Origin of the sequence: Streptomyces sp. SCPE 10 (assembly GCF_051980735.1) — a bacterium.
GTDB lineage: Bacteria > Actinomycetota > Actinomycetes > Streptomycetales > Streptomycetaceae > Streptomyces > Streptomyces misionensis.
In genome coordinates this window covers 4,059,995-4,076,950 of the sequence record NZ_CP197069.1, presented here as the reverse complement: position 1 = coordinate 4,076,950, position 16,956 = coordinate 4,059,995, and the positions used below count along the sequence as shown (strand labels likewise).

The window sequence follows — 16,956 nt, the reverse complement described above, 5'->3', positions numbered from 1 at the left end:
CCCGGAACCCCGCTGCCGCCGGCTACGCCGAGGCGTCCGTCAGCTTCTTCAGCTCCTCGTCCGTCAGCTTCAGTTCGCCGACGCCCAGCAGGGCCGGGAGCTGGTCCAGCGTGCGCGCCGAGGCGATCGGGGCGGTGACCGTCGGCTGGGCGGCCAGCCAGGCGAGGGCGACGGTGGCGTGCGGTGCCTCGTGGGCGGCGGCGATCTCGTCGAGGGCGGCGAGGACCTTCTGGCCGCGCTCGGTCTCCGCGTAGTCCGCGGCCCGGTTGGCGCGGGCGCTGTCCACCTTCCGGCCGGGCCGGTACTTGCCGGTGAGGAAGCCGGCGGCGAGGGCGAAGTACGGCACGCAGGACAGGCCCTCACGGGCGACGAGGTCCTGGAGCGGGCCCTCGTAGGTGTCGCGGGAGACCAGGTTGTAGTGGGGCTGGACCGCCACGTAGCGGGCCAGGCCCTCACGGGTGGAGAAGTCCAGGGACTCCCGCAGCCGCTCGGCGCTGATGTTGGACGCGGCGATCTGCCGCACCTTGCCGGCCTTCACCAGCTCGTCCAGGGCGCCGATGATCTCCTCCACCGGCACGTCAGGCTGGTCGAAGTGGGTGTAGTAGAGGTCGATGTAGTCGGTGCCCAGGCGGGCGAGGGAGGCGTCGGCGGCGGCCTTGATGTTGGCCGCGGACAGGCCCGGGTACTGCGGGTGCTGGCTGACCTTGGTGGCGATGACGACGTCGGAGCGGTTACCGCGGGCCTTGAGCCACTTGCCGATGACGGTCTCGGACTCGCCACCCTGGTGACCCTCCACCCAGGCGGTGTAGACGTCGGCCGTGTCGACGAAGTTGCCGCCCGCGGCCGTGTAGGCGTCCAGGACGGCGAAGGAGGTCTGTTCGTCGGCGGTCCAGCCGAACACGTTGCCGCCCAGGCAGAGCGGGAAGACCTCGAGGTCGGAAGAGCCCAGTGTGCGCAGAGAAGTCATGCTCCACCATTACACCCGCGGTGGACGCCCGCGTTCCGCCGCCGGCCCGAAATCGCCACGGGGACCGGTGTGCTCAGGGGGTGAGGCCCTTGTCGCGCAGCCAGGGCGCCGGGTCGACGCCGGTGGCCTGCCCGCCCGGGTGCACCTCCAGGTGCAGGTGCGGTCCGGTGACGTTGCCGGTGGCGCCGACCCGGCCGATGACCTCGCCGGTGGTGACCTTCTGGCCGACCGAGACGTTGATCGAGGACTGGTGGCAGAACCACAGCTCGGTGCCGTCGTCCAGGGTGAGGACGGTGCGGTAGCCGTAGGCACCGGCCCAGCCGGCCTGGGTGATGGTGCCGCCGTGGACGGCCTTGATCAGGGTGCCGGTGGGGGCGGCGAAGTCGAGGCCGGTGTGGTAGCCGGAGGACCACATGGCGCCGGGCTGCCCAAAGGTGCCGGTGATGGTGTACGAGACGACCGGCAGCGTGTACTGCTTGGCCAGCTCGGCCAGCCGCTTGGCCTCGGCGGCCTTCTTGGCGTCGGCCTCGGCCTGCTGCTTGGCGGTGGCGGCCTTGTCGGCGGCCTCCTTCGCGGCCTGGGCGGCCGCCGCGTCGCTCTGCTGCTGGGCGGCGGCGACCATGGCGGCGGTGGCCTTGCTGTCGGCCTGGCCCTGCTGCTGCTCGGCCTGGGCCATGATCCGGTTGCGCAGGGCCTCGCCGGCGCCGGTGGGTGTGCCGTCCTCGGTGGTCTGCCCGATGCCGGTGAGCGCGGTGTCGGTGGCCTGGTGCTTCTCGGCGGAACCGGCGGAGTCGTCGCCGAGCAGGTGCTCCACGGAGGACAGGTGCGGCACCGAGACGGAGGGCAGGTCCGGCATGGAGATGGAGACCGGGGACTTGCCGGTGTTGGCGCTGGCGATGCCGCCCGCGCCGACGGCGGCGATCACACCGACGCCGAGGACGGTGGAGCTGCGTGCGAAGCCGCCGCGCTGCTTGACGACGCGGTGCCGGCCGCGGACCGGGGCGACGGACTCCTCGGTGGGGTTCCACTCCTCCCAGGGGCCCTCGCCCTCGGGGCCGGGGCCGTGGCCGAACGGCTCGGAATCGCGTTGGGCGGGCACGAACGGGGCTTGTGGGGCAGGCCGGTTGGACGCCACGGGGGCGTGCTCCTTTCCTTCCTCCGCCTACCGGGTTAGCTGACGGGTTCGGAGCAGGAAGGTCTCCTACGCGCGTATACCGGCCGTGGACTCGCTGAGTTCACGGTGGTGTCCGCGTGATTCACCCCAAGGTGGTGGTTCCCCGGTTCCCTTACGGGATTCGGCGCGTGCGCACGGAGCCGCCTCGGGTGACGGCTGGGACGACCGCGCTGCGTTATCGAACGTTAATAGACTCGGCCGTCACTTTCCAAGCCGTTCGGCTTGATCATTACGGCTCTGGGGCGTGGACTTACCGCCCAGGGGGCCGCCAAACCGGGCGAGTTGACCGGGGTTCAGGAGTCATCCGGTTTTTGATGGTGACTCAGTTGTTATGCGTACGGCGGTCGCACGGTCACCGTAGGTGATACCTCTTACGGGAGCCGCGGCGACGGCTGCCGGAAAACACTCAGGGCCGGAATCCAGTGCATGGATTCCGGCCCTGAGTCTTCAGTAGCGGGGACAGGATTTGAACCTGCGACCTCTGGGTTATGAGCCCAGCGAGCTACCGAGCTGCTCCACCCCGCGTCGGTGATTCCAGTGTACGCCATGTTCGGGGTGCCGAGCACACGGCTTTGCCGCGGGCCCCCAGGTCCGGGTCACCACCGGGCCGACGGCCCGACCTGCGGCGCGACGCGGTCCGCCGCGACGGCGACCCCGGCTACGGACCCTCCGTGAACGCGGTGGCATGGTCGGCGGCCCACTGGCGAAACGTCCGCGGCGCCGTCCCGAGGATGTCGGCCACCGCGGTGGTGAGGTACGCGGGCTGTCCGACCGCCGCGCTCCACGCGGCGAGCAGCATGTCGACGACCGAGGCGGGCGCCGTGCCCTCCGACAGCCTTCGGAACTCGTCCGGCGTCATCTCCTCGAAGGCGATCCGGCGCCCCAGGGCGTCACCGATGACGTCCACCTGCGCGGCGTGGGTCAGCGATTCGGGGCCCGTGAGGACGTAGTCGGCTCCGACGTGTCCGTCCTCGTGGAGCGTCCGCGCGGCGACGGCCGCGACGTCGCGGTCGTCGACCGGTGCCGTCTCGGCAGCGCCGTACGGCCACCGGACGGTCTCGCCGGCCCGGATCGCGGGTGCCCACCAGGCCAGCGAGTTCGACGCGAACATCCCGGGCCGGATGATCGTCGGTTCGAGTCCGGTCGCCGCGATGAGCCGCTCGATGTCGGCGTGCAGCACGGCCATGGGATTGGGCTGCTGGAAGAAGGGGTGCGGCGTCTGGTGCGGGGAGGAGAGGAAGACGACCCGCCGCACGTGGGCTGCCAGCCGCGCGACGACCGCCTCGGCCGTCTCGGGCGGGGCGGTCCAGACGAGGAGGACCGCACCGGCGCCCTTCAACGCCGGGTCGAGTGACTCGGGCGCGGTGAGGTCGCCGGTGAAGACCTCGGCCTTCGCCGGCAGCGTCGCCGCCGTCTCGGCGCGATGGATGAGGGCGCGGACCGGTACGCCCGCTTCGAGGAGTCGGTCGACGACGACGCGGCCGACCCGGCCCGTCGCGCCGGTCACGAGCACGGGAGGAATGTCTGTCTGATGCACGCCACTCATGAAAACGTTACCCGGTTAAAAAAGCAACTCGGTAACGAATGTTACGGTGGCCAGATGAGCGAGCCGACGGGACTGCGGGCCCGCAAGAAGGAGCGGACGCGCGACGCCATCGGCGACGCGGCCGTCTCGCTGTTCCTGGAGCGCGGCTTCGACCGTGTTTCGGTCAACGACATCGCCGCAGCGGCCGAGGTCTCCAAGCCGACTCTCTTCCGGTACTTCCCCACCAAGGAAGACCTGGTGCTGCACCGGTTCGCGGATCACCAGGGCGAGGCGGCACGCGTCGTACGTGACCGTGAGCCCGGCATCGAGCCGGTGACGGCACTGCACCGGCACTTCCGGGCCGGCCTCGATCGGTACGACCCCGTCACCGGCCTCAACGATCACCCCGAGGTGGTGGCGTTCCATCGGCTGGTGTTCACCACGCCGAGCCTGGCGGGACGGCTCACGCAGTACCGGCTCGAGGACGAGGAAGCACTGGCGAAGGCCCTCGGCGAAGGCATCCGGGCACGCCTGCGAGCCGCGCAGGTGCTCGCGGTCCAACGGGTGCTCGCCCGGACCAACTGGCAGAGGATCGCCGACGGCCGAGCCGCCCGCGACATCCACCCCGAGGCCGTGGCCGACGCCGACCAGGCGTTCGACCAACTGCGGTGACCCGGCGTCTCGGCAGGGCTCCCTGCTGACGGAGCGGCTCGCCCCACGGGGCCGTCCCGATCAGCCGAGCAGATGCCGGTTCGGTGCCTTGGCCAGGGTCTCGTACGCGGGCAGGACGACGACCTCGGCACCCCCGCGGACGAGGACACCGGTGCCGTCGGCACCCGCGACGAAGGTGTCGGGTTCCCGCCAGGCGGTCACCACCCGGCGCACCCCGGCCCGCAGGATCAGCTCGGCGCAGGGCGCGGGGCGGGAGGCGCGGCGGGCGCAGGGCTCCAGACTGCTGTAGACGGTGGCGCCGGGCAGCCGCGGGTCGGCGGAATCGATCTTGGCGAGTGCCGCCTCCTCGGCGTGCACCACCGGGTCGTCCCCCTCCCGGGAGTGGCCGCGGGCCAGCTCGGTGCCGTCGGCGGCGACCACGACCGCGCCGACGCTGAAGGCCGTCTCGGAGGGCGGGCACAGGGCGGCCAGCTCGCAGGCGGTGCGCAGCCAGTGCCGGTCGGCGGCGGCGGGCAGCGGACCGGTGCCGGGCGCGGTGGGCTCGTAGCGCATCAGGACGACGTCCTCGATCCGCCGGGTCTCCACCAGGCGCAGCCGTCCCTCCTGGTAGCGGCCGGGCCCGAACAGCCGCGGGGCCCCCGGGTCGCCGACGATCAGCGGCGCGAGGGCCAGCTGGAGCTCGTCGGCCAGCCCCTGCCGAAGGAGCTGGGTGTGCACGGTGCCCCCGCCCTCCACCATCAGCCGGCCGACCCCTCGCTCGGCGCGCAGATGGCGGAGCAGGGCCCGCCAGTCGAGGTCCGGGCCGAGCGGCACGACGTCGGCGGCGCCGCCGAGCAGCCGGGCGGCCCGCGCGGCGCCCCGATCGGTCGTGTAGACGAGCTTGTCGCCCCCGGTGCGCCAGAACCGGGCGGCGGGGTCGAGATCGCCGGACGCGGTGACGGTGACCTTCAGCGGGTGCTCCGGCCGCCCCTCGGCGAGCCGGGCGGCGCGGCGCTCGGGCGAGCCGACCAGCAGCCGGGGGTTGTCGGCGCGGATCGTGCCGGCGCCGACCAGGAGGGCGTCGGCCGAGGCCCGTACCGCGTCGACCCGGTCGAAGTCGGCCGGCCCGGACAGCAGCAGCCGCTCGGGTCCTGTGTCGTCCAGGCAGCCGTCGAGGGAGACGGCGGCGGACAGCAGGACGTACGGGTACGGCGCGGACTCGGTGAAGGCTCGCTCGGTGCTCATCGGCTCAAGTGTGCGGCCCGCCGGCGCCCGGCCCGTTCCCGGGGAGGGCGCGCGTCCCCCGGTTCGTGTCCGCCGAAGGACAGGACGACGATCAGTACGCCGCCGCAGGTGATCGCCCAGTCGGCGAGGTTCATGACGCTGAAGTCGCGGACCGCCACGAAGTCGACCACCGCGCCGCGCATCCCGCCGGGCGAGCGGAAGAGCCGGTCGGTCAGGTTGCCGACCGCGCCGCCCAGCAGCAGCCCCAGCGCGACCGCCCAGGGGGTGCTGGTCAGCCGGCGCGACATCCGCACGATGACGAGGGCCACCGCGAGCGCGATCAGCGTGAACACGATGGTCGACGCGCCGCCCATGCCGAAGGCCGCGCCGGGGTTGCGCTGCACCCGCAGCTCCAGCCAGGCCCCGAGCACCGGCACCGGAGCCCGGCCCTCCAGCCGCGCGACCACCGCGACCTTGCTCCCCAGGTCGAGGGCGTAGGCGACGGCGGCCACCAGCCACAGCGCCCGTACCCGCCGCCGTGCCGCGGGGGCGCCGCCCGCGCCCGGCTCGCTCCGCTTCACGTTCGTTCTCCTCCCCGTTCCCCCGTCCAGCGTACGGGCCGTCAGGCGGCGCTCCCCGGGAACCTCGGCCATCCGAAACGGCATTCGTATTTTCTCCAGTTGCTGTCATACGACCGCCGGACCCCGCTTTCGAGTTACAGAAGCACCCGAATGCCCCACACCCCCTCTTCCCGAGAGGCTCGTTAGCTGACCGTGGCACGCATTGAGAGACGCACAGCGTTGAATCTCCACTCGCCGGTCACGTTCCGGCTGGAAAGCAAGGAAGGCGAGGTGTTCACCGACGGCTGCTCCGATCTCCTCGACGATTTCCTGAAGAGAATCAGTCAGCTGGAGAGTGAGTACCTGCGGGCAATGGTGAGGCTCTAGGACCGGCCCATGGACAGGATTCACGATGAAGACGTTTTGTGTGACTATGAGTTCAGCACGCTCGAGATGCAGTGGGACCCGGTCGAAGAGCTGGCCCAGATGCTGTCCGGCGCGTCCGCCGCGAATCCTTCCCCGGCCCCGCCGCACGGCAGGTCCAGCCACCGGAAGAACCGCCGACGCATCCGCACGGAACCCGGAACGCCACGCGACAACCAGCGCAGCGCACACGTCACGCTGTTGATCGCGACGATCTCGGTGTGCGCGATCTGCATGCTGGGCTGGTCCTTTTCCTATTCCTACGCCCAACTCCGCGCCACCGCTTCCTCGGTGCTGCCGATGCGGCTGGCACGATGGTGGCCCCTGACCGTGTACGGGCCATGGCTCGTGGCGGCGCTGTCCATTCTCCGGGCGACCGTGCAGAACCGAAGTTCCCGGCGCTCCTGGGGGGTTCTGCTGGGCGCCTCCGCGATGGCGGTCGGCCTGTGCGTCAGCCACGCGGCGCATTCCCCGTTGGCGCTGGTCATTTTCGGAATTCCGCCGATCACCGCGCTGGTGTGCTTCTGGGAGATCGTCGGCCAGGTCTCCTCCAAGGTGACCCGCCCCCGCCACGCGGCCCCCAGCCGGCGCAACGACGTACCGCGCGGGTGAGGACGAGACGGTGACCGGGTGCCGCGCCGACGACGGCACCCGCACGGTCCCCCGACCGGCCGCCGCCGGCCGCTAGCCAACCGCCGCCAGCCGCGCGAGCACCTCGCCGAGCCGCCGCCGCGTCCGTGGGTCGGCGACGAGCCCGTCCTCGCCGACCATCCCCCGCTCCACCGGCACCCTCGCACAGGCCGCGTCCACGACGCGGGCGCCGGTGTACCCCAGCACGGACCGCAGCGTGGCCTCGGCGCCCTCGCCCCGCCCCGGCGCGGCCGCGTTCACCCAGCCGACCGGCTTGTCGCTGATCTCGACGCCGCCGACCGTCCAGTCCAGCAGGTTCTTGAACGATCCCGGCAGGGTGCCCGCGTACTCCGGCGTGCAGATCAGCATCCCGGCCGCCCGCCCGATCGCCTCCCGGAGCCCGGCCACCGGCGCCGGCAGCGGATCGGTGTCGTCGTCCGGGTTGAAGTGCGGAAGCCGTGCCAGCCCCTCGTACAGCTCGGCCCGCACCCCCACCTCCGGCGCCACGGCCCGCGCGGTCCGCAACAGCGCCTCGTTACTGGACCCGCCGCGCAGGCTCCCCGACAACAACAGAATCACCGGATGATCGGTCATCCGGCCAACGATAGTGATCCGTACCGGAGTTGGCGCGTCCCGTACCCGGAGGCGCCCGCGCGTCCGGAACAGACGGCCGGCAGTTCGGGCAGGGCGTTCTCCCGCAGGTCCAGGTGGCGCAGTTCGCACAGGCCGGCCATGGACGACGGCAACGCCTCGATCACGTTGCCCCGCAGCCACAGCTCACGCAGCCGCCGAAGGCCTCCTCCTCCTCCTCCTCCGTGTCCGGCAGCGACGCCGACCCGCCGGTCACGGATGAAACCCGCCGAAGGCCGGGGCCGCTCGCGGCCCCGGAGAGGACACCGGAGGCGGGGCAGGGAGGCCGCCCTCGTAGGGCGGCCGCCCGCTCCCCTCATCCCGGGGTCGTCGCGCATCTGCTGCCATGATCACCGCGACTCGGTTGAGCTTCGACTGAGCTAGCGATCATGAAACCCACCTAGAACGGACGCGCCCCCAGCTCGAACTACCTCTGAGCTGGGGGCGATCCTGTAGGCCCTGTGGGACTCGAACCCACAACCAATGGATTAAAAGTCCACTGCTCTGCCAATTGAGCTAAGGGCCCAGGCGATGTTGCCTGTCCGAGCATAGCCGCAGAGGGCCGGGTCTCCGATCGGGTATCGGGGACCCGGCCGCGTCGTGGCGGCGGATGGCTACTTTTCGACGGGGTCGGGCGCGGGGGCGCGGGTGGTGCCGAGGAACCAGTGGCGGGCCGAGACGAGCCACCAGGTGGTGGCGAAGCCGAGGACGACGAGGACGGCGACGGGGGCGTAGTTGAAGGTCTTCCAGGTGACGGGGGAGACCTGCGGGAGCATGAAGAGGATCGTGATCGCCACGACCCACAGCACCGAGACCACTCCGATCGGTCCCGACCAGCGGCCCAGGTGCCACGGCCCCCGCTCGAACGCGGCGCCCCTGCGGACCCGCAGGAAGGTCGGCACGACGTAGGCGATGTAGAGCCCGATCACCGCGATGGACGTCACCGCCGCGTACGCCGTCGAATTGATCAGGTAGGGCAGGCCGAGGGCCAGGGCGCCCAGCGCGGCCAGCCAGACCGCCGCCACGGGGGTGCGGGTGCGCGGACTGACCGTGTGCCAGACGCGGGAGAACGGCAGCGCGCCGTCGCGGGAGAAGGCGTAGATCATCCGGCTGTTGGCGGTGACGGAGGCCATCCCGCAGAAGAGCTGGGCGCCGATCACCACCAGGAGCAGCAGCTTGCCTGAGGTGGCGCCGAGCGCGTCCAGGAGGATCTGGGCCGGCGGGGCGCCCGTGGGGGACGCCAGTTCCTTGTCGTACGACTGGATGGCGAAGGTGAAGCCCAGCAGCAGGACGAAGCCCGCGATCCAGGACGTCCAGATGGAGCGCACGATGCCCTTCGGGCCCGCCGTGGCGGCGTCGTGCGTCTCCTCGGTCATATGGGCGGAGGCGTCGTAGCCGGTGAAGGTGTACTGGGCCATCAGGAGGCCGAGGAGGACCACGTAGGCGCCGCTGCCCCAGCCGGTCTCGTTGACGAAGTGGGTGAAGACGAAGCCCGCTGAGCGGTGGTGGTCGGGCACGGCGGCCAGCGCGCCGACGATGACCAGCACGCCGAGCACGTGCCACCACACGCTCACGCTGTTCAGGAAGGCGACGATCCGCACCCCGAAGGTGTTCAGCAGGCCGTGCAGCAGCAGGATCGCGGCGAAGAGCAGGACGGTGCGGCCGCGGGTGACCTCGAAGCCGAACTGGAGGTTCAGGTAGGCCCCGAGGAAGGAGGCCGCGCCGAAGTCGATGCCCGCGGTGACCGCGACCTGGCCCAGTACGTTGAACCAGCCCGTGAACCACGCCCAGGCCGCCGCCGAGCGGGGCGGCGCCAGCCGGTGGGCCCAGAAGTACAGGCCGGCCGAGGTCGGGTAGGCCGAGCAGATCTCGGCCATCGACAGACCCACGAGCAGTGTCATCAGGCCGACCGCGACCCAGCCCCAGGTGATCACGGCGGGGCCGCCCGTGGTCATGCCGAAGGAGTACAGGGTCAGACAGCCCGACAGGACCGAGATGATCGTGAAGGACACCGCGTAGTTGGCGAACGCCGACATCCGGCGGGCGAGGACCTGCGTGTAACCGAGCTGGGCCAGCCGTTCCTCGTCCGACGGCACACCCGCTGTCGCGTCTTCATCTGTCATGCCCCCAGCAATTCCCCCGTCGCCTGCGTGACATGCGTCACTCGGGGGCGGCATGCGGAAGGGCCCGCACGACCGAGTCGTGCGGGCCCTTCCGGCGAGTACGGAGCCGAGGTCAGCCGTTGCGCTTCCAGCGCGGCTTGTCGTCACGGCGGCCGAAGGAGGAGCCGGTACCGCGGTGGTCGTCACGACGGCCGTAGGGGCGCTCGTGGCCACCGGAGCGGAAGCCCGGACGGTCGTCGCGGCGGTCGCGGTTGAAGGGACGGTCGCTGCCCCGGTGGCCGCCACGGTCGTCGCGACGGAAGCCGCCACGGTCGTCACGGCGCTCGAAGGAACGGCCACCGCGGTCGTCGCGACGGTCACGGTCACGGTCGCGGTCACCGAACGGACGGCGGTCGTCACGACGCTCGAAGGAACGGCCGCCACGGTCGTCACGACGGTCGTCACGGCGCTCGAAGGAACGGCCACCGCGGTCGTCACGACGGTCACGGTCACGGTCACGGTCGCGGTCACCGAACGGACGGCGGTCGTCACGGCGCTCGAAGGAACGGCCGCCGCGGTCGTCGCGACGGTCACGGTCACGGTCGCGGTCACCGAACGGACGGCGGTCGTCACGACGCTCGAAGGAACGGCCACCGCGGTCGTCACGACGCTCGAAGCCCCGCTCGCCGCGGTCACGGTCGTAGCCGCGGCGCTCCCGGCGCTCGTACGGCGCCGAAGCCGCCGGACGCTCCTCGCGCTCGGCCGGCTGCGCCGCCGGCTCCTCGGCCACGGCCAGCTCCTCGGCCGCCGACGCCTGCGCCTCGGCCACCGCGGTCTCCGGGTCCTCGCCGCGCTCGCGGGCGACCCGGGCCACCAGGCGGTCGGCCTCCTCGCGCAGCTCGGTCGCGCGGCGCTGGGCGCGCTCCAGCTGCTTGGTCAGCTGGGCGACCTCGCGCTCGGCCTGCTGCGCGGCGTTGCCGGCGGACTCGGCCTGGACCTCGGTCATGGAGCGGGCGCCGGTGATCTCGGCGACCTCCGGGTCGAAGGCGGCGCCGCCCTGGATGATGTGCCGGGCCGCGTCGACGCCCGCGTCCTCCATCAGGCGGAAGATCTGGCGCCGCTGGTGCGGCAGGGACAGCGAGACGACGGTGCCGGTGCGGCCCGCACGCGCGGTACGGCCCGCGCGGTGCAGGTAGTCCTTGTGGTCGCCGGCCGGGTCGACGTTCAGCACCAGGTCGATGCCGTCGACGTGGATGCCGCGGGCGGCGACGTCGGTGGCGACCAGGACGTTGACGTACCCGTCCTTGAAGTCGGCCAGGGTGCGGGTGCGGGCGCCCTGGGTCATGCCGCCGTGCAGCGCGTCGGCCTTCACACCGGCGTCGCGCAGCTGCTCGGCGACGCGGTCGGCGCCCAGCTGGGTGCGGACGAAGATGATCGTGCGGCCCTTGCGGGAGGCGATCGCGGCGGTGACCGGCGCCTTGTCCTTGGGCTTCACGATGAGGATGTGGTGGGACATGGTCGTCACCGCGCCCTGGGCCGCGTCCACCTCGTGGGAGACGGGCTCGGTCAGGTAGCGGTCGACGAGGGTCTGGATCTCGTTCTCCATCGTGGCGGAGAAGAGCATGCGCTGACCGCCCGCCGGGACCTGGTCGAGCAGCTCGGTGACCTCGGGCAGGAAGCCCAGGTCGGACATCTGGTCGGCCTCGTCGAGAACGGCGATCCGCACGTCCTCCAGGGAGCAGGCGCCGCGGTTGATGATGTCGCGCAGCCGGCCCGGGGTGGCGACGAGGACGTCGACGCCGCGCTCCAGGGCGTAGATCTGGTTGCCCATCGAGGTGCCGCCGCAGACGACCTTCATCTTCAGGCCGAGGACGTCGCCGTACGGCTGCAGCGCGTCGGCGACCTGCATGGCCAGCTCACGGGTCGGCGTGAGGATGACCGCGCGGGGGCGCTTCTTCTCGGTGCGGCCGCCGGCCAGCGTGGCCAGGGTGGGCAGACCGAAGGAGAGGGTCTTGCCGGAGCCGGTGCGGCCACGGCCGAGGATGTCCTTGCCGGCCAGGGCGTCCGGGATGGACGCGGCCTGGATCGGGAAGGGGGTCGTCACGCCGTTCTGTGCGAGCTTGCGCACGATGCCCTCGGGGAGGCCGAGGTCGGCGAAGGTGGTCTGGGGGGCCTCGGGGGCCTGGGTCTCAGTGGCCTCGGTCGTCTCGTCCACGAGTTCGTTTTCGTTCTCGGACACGACGATCTGGTCAAAACTGGACACGGACATGCGAATGCGAAACCTTCCGGAGTCTCGTCGGCACGCGCCCGTCAACTCCGTGATTCGCACACGACCGCCTCAATGCGGTCCGCCACGGCAAAGGAGAGTACGCGCCACACGGCGCGCTCTGTGGTGGCGCCGGGCAAATGGGATCAAACGATCTACCACCATACGCACCCACCGCCCCCGAAGGCAAACCGATCCCCGCTCCGGACCGCCCGAATCCGTGTGCGTCGGGTCACACCCGGGCCAGCGCGGCCGGCCGGGGCGCGGGCTCGCGCTGGACGAGCTGCGGGCCCGGGTCCTCGTGCGCCGAGGAGGACGGCTCGGCCGAGGGCGGCTCCGTGGCGGGCGGCGGCGGGGTGGTGGCCGGCGGCTCGGGCGGGGCGGAGGTGGGCCCCGGGGTCGGCTGGCCCCCGGACGGCGCTTGCGGGGCCCCGGGGCTCTTGCGGGGCTTCGCGGAAGAGGCGGGGGCGCTGTCGGCGCCGGACGCACCGGCCGACGCCGAAGCCGGCTCCCCCGGCTTGTGCCGGCCGTCGTGCCCCTGCCTGCCGTCGCCCTCCGTCTCGACGCGTCCGGGACCGGCCAGGCCGTCCGCCGCCGGGCCGCCGACCGCCGCCGCGGCGGGGCCGCCGGACCGTCCGGCCGGGCGCGAGGGGGCGGTCCGCCCGCCGGGGTCGGCCACGCTCACACAGCCGGCGGCGAGCGAGACGGCCAGCGCCGTGACGACCATTCGGGCAGGTACGTACAAGGGGCGCACGGCGGCCACCTCCGGGGAAGGAAAGGAGTCAACCTCCCCAACTCCCGCCACCCGCAGGAGGACACGCGCCGCGTACGCATCAACTCCGCGGGCGCTCGGGCCGGTCGGCGGCGGGCGGGCGGGCCGGTCGGCGGCGGGCGGGCGGGCCGGTCGGCGGCGGGCGGGCGGGCGGGCCGGTCAGCCGTAGCCGAGCGCGTGCAGCCGGGCGTCGTCGATGCCGAAGTGGTGGGCGATCTCGTGCACCACGGTCACCTCGGTCTCCGCGACGACGTCCTCGCGCGTGTCGCACAACCGCAGCGTCGGCCCCCGGTAGACGGTGATCCGGTCCGGCAGCACCCCGGCGTACCACTCGCCCCGTTCGGTCAGCGGGGTGCCCTCGTACAGGCCGAGCAGATCGGGGTCGCCGGCGGGCGGTTCGTCCTCCACGAACACCGCCACGTTGTCCATGAGCCGCGTCAGCTCCGGGGGGATCCGGTCGAGCGCCTCGGCGACCAGTTCCTCGAACTCCTCGCGCGTCATCTCCAGCACAGGGCCATTGTCCGGCACGGGAGGGGCGGAAGGGCCGTACGAGGACGGCGGAGCCCCCGGCATACCCGCACCCGCACATGGGCATACGGGACCAATGGTCCGCGTCCCCTTCGCAGCCCGCTTCCGCCGCCGTCACCGCCCACTCCCCGACCTGGAACTCGCCGCCCGCCCCCGGCCGTGGCTCGGCGCCCTCGGCCTCACCGGAGTCGTGCTGGCCGGCGCCTGGCTGGGACTGCTGGTCGTCGGCAACGTACGGACCCCGGTCGGCCCGATGAACACCACGATGGCGCTGCGCCCGTCCCTGTCCGGCGGCACGAAGATCAACGTGTCCCCGCTGGGCGCGCTCACCCTGGACAGCCATGTGGCACCGGTGCGCCTGGACGTGAACGTCGACCAGCTGGACCCGCTGCGCTCGCAGGAACTGGTCGACCACCCGGAGCGGTTCTCCGGGCTCCAGGGCGAGGTGGTGCACGACGTCGAGCACGGCACGCTCGACCTCGCCGTGCGCTCCGGCGTGGCGGTGGTCGCCGGCGCCGGGCTCCTCGGCCTCGCCGTCTACCGGCGCCCGCGGCGCGCGCTCGCGGCCGGCGGGCTGGCCCTGACGCTGCTGGCCGCCTCGGGCGTGTCGGCGTACGCCACCTGGAACCCGAAGTCGGTGATGGAGCCGAGGTTCTCCGGGCTGCTGTCCTCGGCGCCGTCGGTGATCGGCAACGCACGCAGCATCGTCACCGGATTCGACGTCTACCAGAAGGAGTTGGCGCGCCTGGTGACGAACGTGACCAAGCTCTACGACGTCACCTCCACGCTGCCCGCCTACCAGCCGGACCCCTCCACCATCCGGGTCCTGCACGTGTCGGACATCCACCTCAACCCGGCGAGCTGGAAGATCATCGCCTCGCTGGTGAAGCAGTACAAGGTGAACGTGATCGTGGACTCCGGCGACACGATGGACCACGGCACGGCGGCGGAGAACGGCTTCCTGGACCCGGTCGCGGACCTCGGCGTGCCGTACGTCTGGGTGCGGGGCAACCACGACTCCCGGACCACCCAGGGCTATCTGGCGCGCATGAAGAACGTGCGGGTGCTGGACGACGGGCACGCGGTGACCGCGGGCGGGCTGCGCTTCGCGGGGATGGGCGATCCGCAGTTCACCCCGGACCGCGCGGTGGTGCCGGGTGGCGACGCGGCCGAGCGGCTGGCGGGCGACCGGCTGGCCAGCGCGCTGCGCTCGCAGCGGGCGGCGGGCACGCCGGTGGACGTGGCGATCGCGCACGAGCCGGTGGCGGCGCGGGAGACCGACGGGGAGGTGCCGCTGGTGCTGTGCGGGCATCTGCACCACGAGGGGTACGAGAAGCTCCCGTACGGGACGCGGCTGCGGATGGAGGGCTCGACCGGGGGCAGCGGGCTGCGCGCGGTGGAGGGGAAGTACCCGGCGCCGATCGAGGCCTCGGTGCTCTACTTCGACCGCGACACCCACCGGCTCCAGGCGTGGGACGCGATCGAGCTGGGCGGTCTGGGACTGACGACGGCCCAGGTCAGCCGCCATCTGGCCGACGACAACCACCCCGGCGCGAGCCCCGGTGCGAGCCCCGGTGCGAGCCCCGGCACGACGCCTTCGGGGGCGACCGCGTCCACCCGCCCGTAAACCGTTTTGGCGATCCCCCTCGCCATCCCATATGCTTCTCACGTCCCCGACGCGCTGAGAAGCGCCCAGGCGGGCCGATAGCCCTCATCGTCTAGCGGCCTAGGACGCCGCCCTTTCAAGGCGGTAGCACGGGTTCGAATCCCGTTGGGGGCACGCATAACCGTGTGCGACACTGTTGCACACAAACAGCTTGGTCCTGTGGAGCAGTTTGGAGTGCTCGCCACCCTGTCAAGGTGGAGGCCGCGGGTTCAAATCCCGTCAGGACCGCTGAGGTTTCACGTGAAACCTCGTGGCTGGGTAGCTCAGTTGGTACGAGCGTCCGCCTGAAAAGCGGAAGGTCGCCGGTTCGACCCCGGCCCCAGCCACAGCCAGAAGGCCCCGTTCGACGAACGGGGCCTTCTTCGTATGGCGGCGTCGCACTACACGGTCGGGGGGACCATGAGCGGTACCGAGGTCGAGCTGGAGCAGGACAAGGCGAAGTACGGGTTGCTGGCGGTGAGCGTCAGCAACGTCGCGATCGTCGTGGTGGCGGTCGTCGGGGTCTGGCGGCTGCACGGGGACACCTCGGTGATCGTCGGCATCCTCACCGCCGCGTTCACCGCCGTCAGCAGCATGACCACCGCCTATCTGGGGATCAAGGCCGTCTCCAACACCGCGCGGTCCATGACCCTGGGGAACGCGCCGGTCCAGCAGGCCGCCCCGGTGCCCACGCCCCCCGCTCCCGCCCCCGCCGTACCCAGTCCCGCCGCGCCGGTCGAGCCCCTTTCCTAGGGCCTCTCGTCCGGATCAGGCCGGTTCCGCCGGACGGCCGCCCGGGTGGCGGTGGCGCCAGATCAGGAAGACCGCGCAGCCGAGGACCGACCAGCCCGCCAGCACCAGGAACGGGAAGGCGTGCTGGTCGCCCCGGAAGTACACCGCGGTGTGCTGGGCGTTCACCGAGGCGCCGGGCGGCAGCCAGCGGCCGATCGCGCCCAGCGGCGACGGCAGCAGGGGCCAGGAGACCGCACCGCCGGACGACGGATTGCCCAGCAGCACCATCAGCCCCCAGGTGGGCAGCATCGCCCACCGCCCGAACAGGGTGTTGAACATCGTGAAGACCATGCCGGACGTGAACATGGTCAGCGCGAGGATCAGCCACGACTCCATGAACGGCAGCCGCAGCGCGTGCAGCCACCAGTCCACCACCGCCGCGATCGTGAACCCGCCGAGCAGGGCGTAGGCGGCGGTGAACGCGATGCGCTCCATCGGGTTCAGCGCCTTCGCGTGCACGCTGAGCTGGATCGCCCCGATGAAACCGATCACCACGGCCGCGAGCGAGATGTAGAAGATCGCCAGCCCCCGCGGATCGCCCTTCTGGAGCGGCTTGAGATCGCGCAGCACCACCGGCGTGCCGGTGGCCTTGCTCACGCTCGCCGCCGCCTGACCGAGCACCTGCGCGACCGTCGCGCCGGACGCCGACGACACGTCCAGCGTGATCGCCCCGCCGTGCGCCGGGGCGTCCACCACCGCGAAGACGCGCTGCTGCTCCACCGCCCGCACCGCCGCCGCCCGGCTGTCGTACGGGTGCACCTTCAGCGAGGCGGACAGGGCCCGCTCCATGCCCGCGATGAAGCGGCGGGCCGGCGGCTGGTCGTAGGCGCCGGTCACCGCCGTGGGGATGCTGTGCGGGGTCGGGTTCGCCATCGCGTAGGTGTAGGAGCCGGCGAAGAGGCCGGCCGCGGCGGAGATGAGCAGGAGCAGGACCGTGGCGGGAAGGAACGGGGACTGTTTGAATGCCGTCCAGCGCGAATCGGACATAGGGGAACTTTGGCATCTCGCCGTGGGGGTCGCCCGTTCATCGCGGGGCGCGGGTCGCACGCGCCGGGCCCGCCGTTCGG

At 72.1% G+C, this 16,956-nt stretch carries 16 protein-coding genes, 5 tRNA genes and 1 riboswitch; of the genes, 7 read left to right on the top strand and 14 right to left on the bottom strand.

All coding sequences use genetic code 11. The features are described from left to right. Positions 1-22: 22 nt before the first annotated feature. From ACSP97_RS18955 to ACSP97_RS18940, 4 genes are all read right to left on the bottom strand, one after another. The gene (locus ACSP97_RS18955) at positions 23-967 is read right to left on the bottom strand and encodes an aldo/keto reductase (RefSeq protein ID WP_355146798.1); all 945 of its coding nucleotides are present in this window, start codon (positions 965-967) and stop codon (positions 23-25) included. A 73-nt stretch (positions 968-1,040) separates the two neighbouring features. After that, positions 1,041-2,102, bottom strand: a complete 1,062-nt coding sequence (locus ACSP97_RS18950) for a M23 family metallopeptidase (RefSeq protein ID WP_388292403.1) — start codon at positions 2,100-2,102, stop codon at positions 1,041-1,043. A gap of 9 nt (positions 2,103-2,111) precedes the next feature. Continuing rightward, positions 2,112-2,278: riboswitch (cyclic di-AMP (ydaO/yuaA leader) on the bottom strand. Between the two features lie 314 nt (positions 2,279-2,592). Next, positions 2,593-2,666, bottom strand: a tRNA-Met gene (locus tag ACSP97_RS18945). Between the two features lie 133 nt (positions 2,667-2,799). After that, entirely contained in the window at positions 2,800-3,654 is an 855-nt protein-coding gene (locus ACSP97_RS18940; protein ID WP_440553465.1) for an NAD(P)H-binding protein, read from the bottom strand. An 87-nt stretch (positions 3,655-3,741) separates the two neighbouring features. Between ACSP97_RS18940 and ACSP97_RS18935 the strand changes: the two genes are divergently transcribed. Beyond that, positions 3,742-4,338: a TetR/AcrR family transcriptional regulator gene (locus ACSP97_RS18935; protein WP_440553462.1), complete on the top strand. Its 597-nt coding sequence runs from the start codon at positions 3,742-3,744 to the stop codon at positions 4,336-4,338. A gap of 60 nt (positions 4,339-4,398) precedes the next feature. Here ACSP97_RS18935 and ACSP97_RS18930 read toward each other — a convergent pair whose 3' ends face one another. Both ACSP97_RS18930 and lspA read right to left on the bottom strand, forming a co-directional pair. After that, positions 4,399-5,562: a dihydrofolate reductase family protein gene (locus ACSP97_RS18930; RefSeq protein WP_440553460.1), complete on the bottom strand. Its 1,164-nt coding sequence runs from the start codon at positions 5,560-5,562 to the stop codon at positions 4,399-4,401. After that, positions 5,559-6,122 (bottom strand): signal peptidase II, encoded by a 564-nt coding sequence (gene lspA, locus ACSP97_RS18925; RefSeq protein ID WP_440553459.1) that lies wholly within the window; start codon positions 6,120-6,122, stop codon positions 5,559-5,561. Before lspA ends, ACSP97_RS18930 begins: the two co-directional genes overlap by 4 nt. A 375-nt stretch (positions 6,123-6,497) precedes the next feature. On the opposite strand from lspA, the gene ACSP97_RS18920 reads away from it, so the two are divergent. Then, positions 6,498-7,136 carry a DUF2637 domain-containing protein gene (locus tag ACSP97_RS18920; RefSeq protein ID WP_355321363.1) on the top strand — a complete coding sequence of 213 codons (639 nt, stop codon included), beginning with the start codon at positions 6,498-6,500 and terminating at the stop codon, positions 7,134-7,136. Positions 7,137-7,208: 72 nt separating this feature from the next. Here ACSP97_RS18920 and ACSP97_RS18915 read toward each other — a convergent pair whose 3' ends face one another. The 7 genes from ACSP97_RS18915 to ACSP97_RS18885 form a co-directional block, all read right to left on the bottom strand. Beyond that, positions 7,209-7,748, bottom strand: coding sequence for an NADPH-dependent FMN reductase (locus tag ACSP97_RS18915; RefSeq protein WP_358269951.1), 540 nt, complete (start codon positions 7,746-7,748; stop codon positions 7,209-7,211). After that, positions 7,745-7,912 (bottom strand): hypothetical protein, encoded by a 168-nt coding sequence (locus ACSP97_RS18910; RefSeq protein WP_435799217.1) that lies wholly within the window; start codon positions 7,910-7,912, stop codon positions 7,745-7,747. Before ACSP97_RS18910 ends, ACSP97_RS18915 begins: the two co-directional genes overlap by 4 nt. 325 nt (positions 7,913-8,237) lie before the next feature. After that, positions 8,238-8,310 (bottom strand) — tRNA-Lys (locus ACSP97_RS18905). A gap of 88 nt (positions 8,311-8,398) precedes the next feature. Beyond that, a complete protein-coding gene (locus ACSP97_RS18900; RefSeq protein WP_355146782.1) occupies positions 8,399-9,907 on the bottom strand; it encodes an amino acid permease in 1,509 nt (502 codons plus the stop codon). A gap of 112 nt (positions 9,908-10,019) precedes the next feature. Further along, a complete protein-coding gene (locus tag ACSP97_RS18895) occupies positions 10,020-12,155 on the bottom strand; it encodes a DEAD/DEAH box helicase (RefSeq protein ID WP_440553456.1) in 2,136 nt (711 codons plus the stop codon). Positions 12,156-12,384: 229 nt separating this feature from the next. Continuing rightward, positions 12,385-12,906: a hypothetical protein gene (locus ACSP97_RS18890; RefSeq protein WP_440553454.1), complete on the bottom strand. Its 522-nt coding sequence runs from the start codon at positions 12,904-12,906 to the stop codon at positions 12,385-12,387. 177 nt (positions 12,907-13,083) lie between these two features. After that, positions 13,084-13,434, bottom strand: coding sequence for a metallopeptidase family protein (locus ACSP97_RS18885; RefSeq protein ID WP_355146776.1), 351 nt, complete (start codon positions 13,432-13,434; stop codon positions 13,084-13,086). 94 nt (positions 13,435-13,528) lie between these two features. Between ACSP97_RS18885 and ACSP97_RS18880 the strand changes: the two genes are divergently transcribed. The 5 genes from ACSP97_RS18880 to ACSP97_RS18860 all read left to right on the top strand — a co-directional run bounded on the left by ACSP97_RS18880 (position 13,529) and on the right by ACSP97_RS18860 (position 15,850). After that, positions 13,529-15,079 (top strand): metallophosphoesterase family protein, encoded by a 1,551-nt coding sequence (locus tag ACSP97_RS18880; RefSeq protein WP_440553451.1) that lies wholly within the window; start codon positions 13,529-13,531, stop codon positions 15,077-15,079. Between the two features lie 80 nt (positions 15,080-15,159). After that, a tRNA-Glu gene (locus ACSP97_RS18875) sits at positions 15,160-15,232 on the top strand. 39 nt (positions 15,233-15,271) lie between these two features. Further along, positions 15,272-15,346, top strand: a tRNA-Asp gene (locus ACSP97_RS18870). 24 nt (positions 15,347-15,370) lie between these two features. After that, positions 15,371-15,444: transfer RNA gene (locus ACSP97_RS18865), tRNA-Phe, on the top strand. A gap of 73 nt (positions 15,445-15,517) precedes the next feature. Further along, a complete protein-coding gene (locus tag ACSP97_RS18860) occupies positions 15,518-15,850 on the top strand; it encodes a hypothetical protein (RefSeq protein ID WP_355146773.1) in 333 nt (110 codons plus the stop codon). 15 nt (positions 15,851-15,865) lie between these two features. On the opposite strand, the gene ACSP97_RS18855 is transcribed toward ACSP97_RS18860, so the two are convergent. Further along, a complete protein-coding gene (locus ACSP97_RS18855; RefSeq protein ID WP_355525649.1) occupies positions 15,866-16,876 on the bottom strand; it encodes an ABC transporter permease in 1,011 nt (336 codons plus the stop codon). Positions 16,877-16,956: the final 80 nt, after the last annotated feature.

Excerpts from the sequence above, each read along its gene's own strand:
- ACSP97_RS18955 (WP_355146798.1), bottom strand. The coding sequence starts at position 967 with ATGACTTCTCTGCGCACACTGGGCTCTTCCGACCTCGAGGTCTTCCCG.
- ACSP97_RS18935 (WP_440553462.1), top strand. The coding sequence starts at position 3,742 with ATGAGCGAGCCGACGGGACTGCGGGCCCGCAAGAAGGAGCGGACGCGC.
- ACSP97_RS18930 (WP_440553460.1), bottom strand. The coding sequence starts at position 5,562 with ATGAGCACCGAGCGAGCCTTCACCGAGTCCGCGCCGTACCCGTACGTC.
- ACSP97_RS18920 (WP_355321363.1), top strand. The coding sequence starts at position 6,498 with ATGGACAGGATTCACGATGAAGACGTTTTGTGTGACTATGAGTTCAGC.
- ACSP97_RS18915 (WP_358269951.1), bottom strand. The coding sequence starts at position 7,748 with ATGACCGATCATCCGGTGATTCTGTTGTTGTCGGGGAGCCTGCGCGGC.
- ACSP97_RS18900 (WP_355146782.1), bottom strand. The coding sequence starts at position 9,907 with ATGACAGATGAAGACGCGACAGCGGGTGTGCCGTCGGACGAGGAACGG.
- ACSP97_RS18895 (WP_440553456.1), bottom strand. The coding sequence starts at position 12,155 with ATGTCCGTGTCCAGTTTTGACCAGATCGTCGTGTCCGAGAACGAAAAC.
- ACSP97_RS18880 (WP_440553451.1), top strand. The coding sequence starts at position 13,529 with ATGGTCCGCGTCCCCTTCGCAGCCCGCTTCCGCCGCCGTCACCGCCCA.
- ACSP97_RS18860 (WP_355146773.1), top strand. The coding sequence starts at position 15,518 with ATGAGCGGTACCGAGGTCGAGCTGGAGCAGGACAAGGCGAAGTACGGG.
- ACSP97_RS18855 (WP_355525649.1), bottom strand. The coding sequence starts at position 16,876 with ATGTCCGATTCGCGCTGGACGGCATTCAAACAGTCCCCGTTCCTTCCC.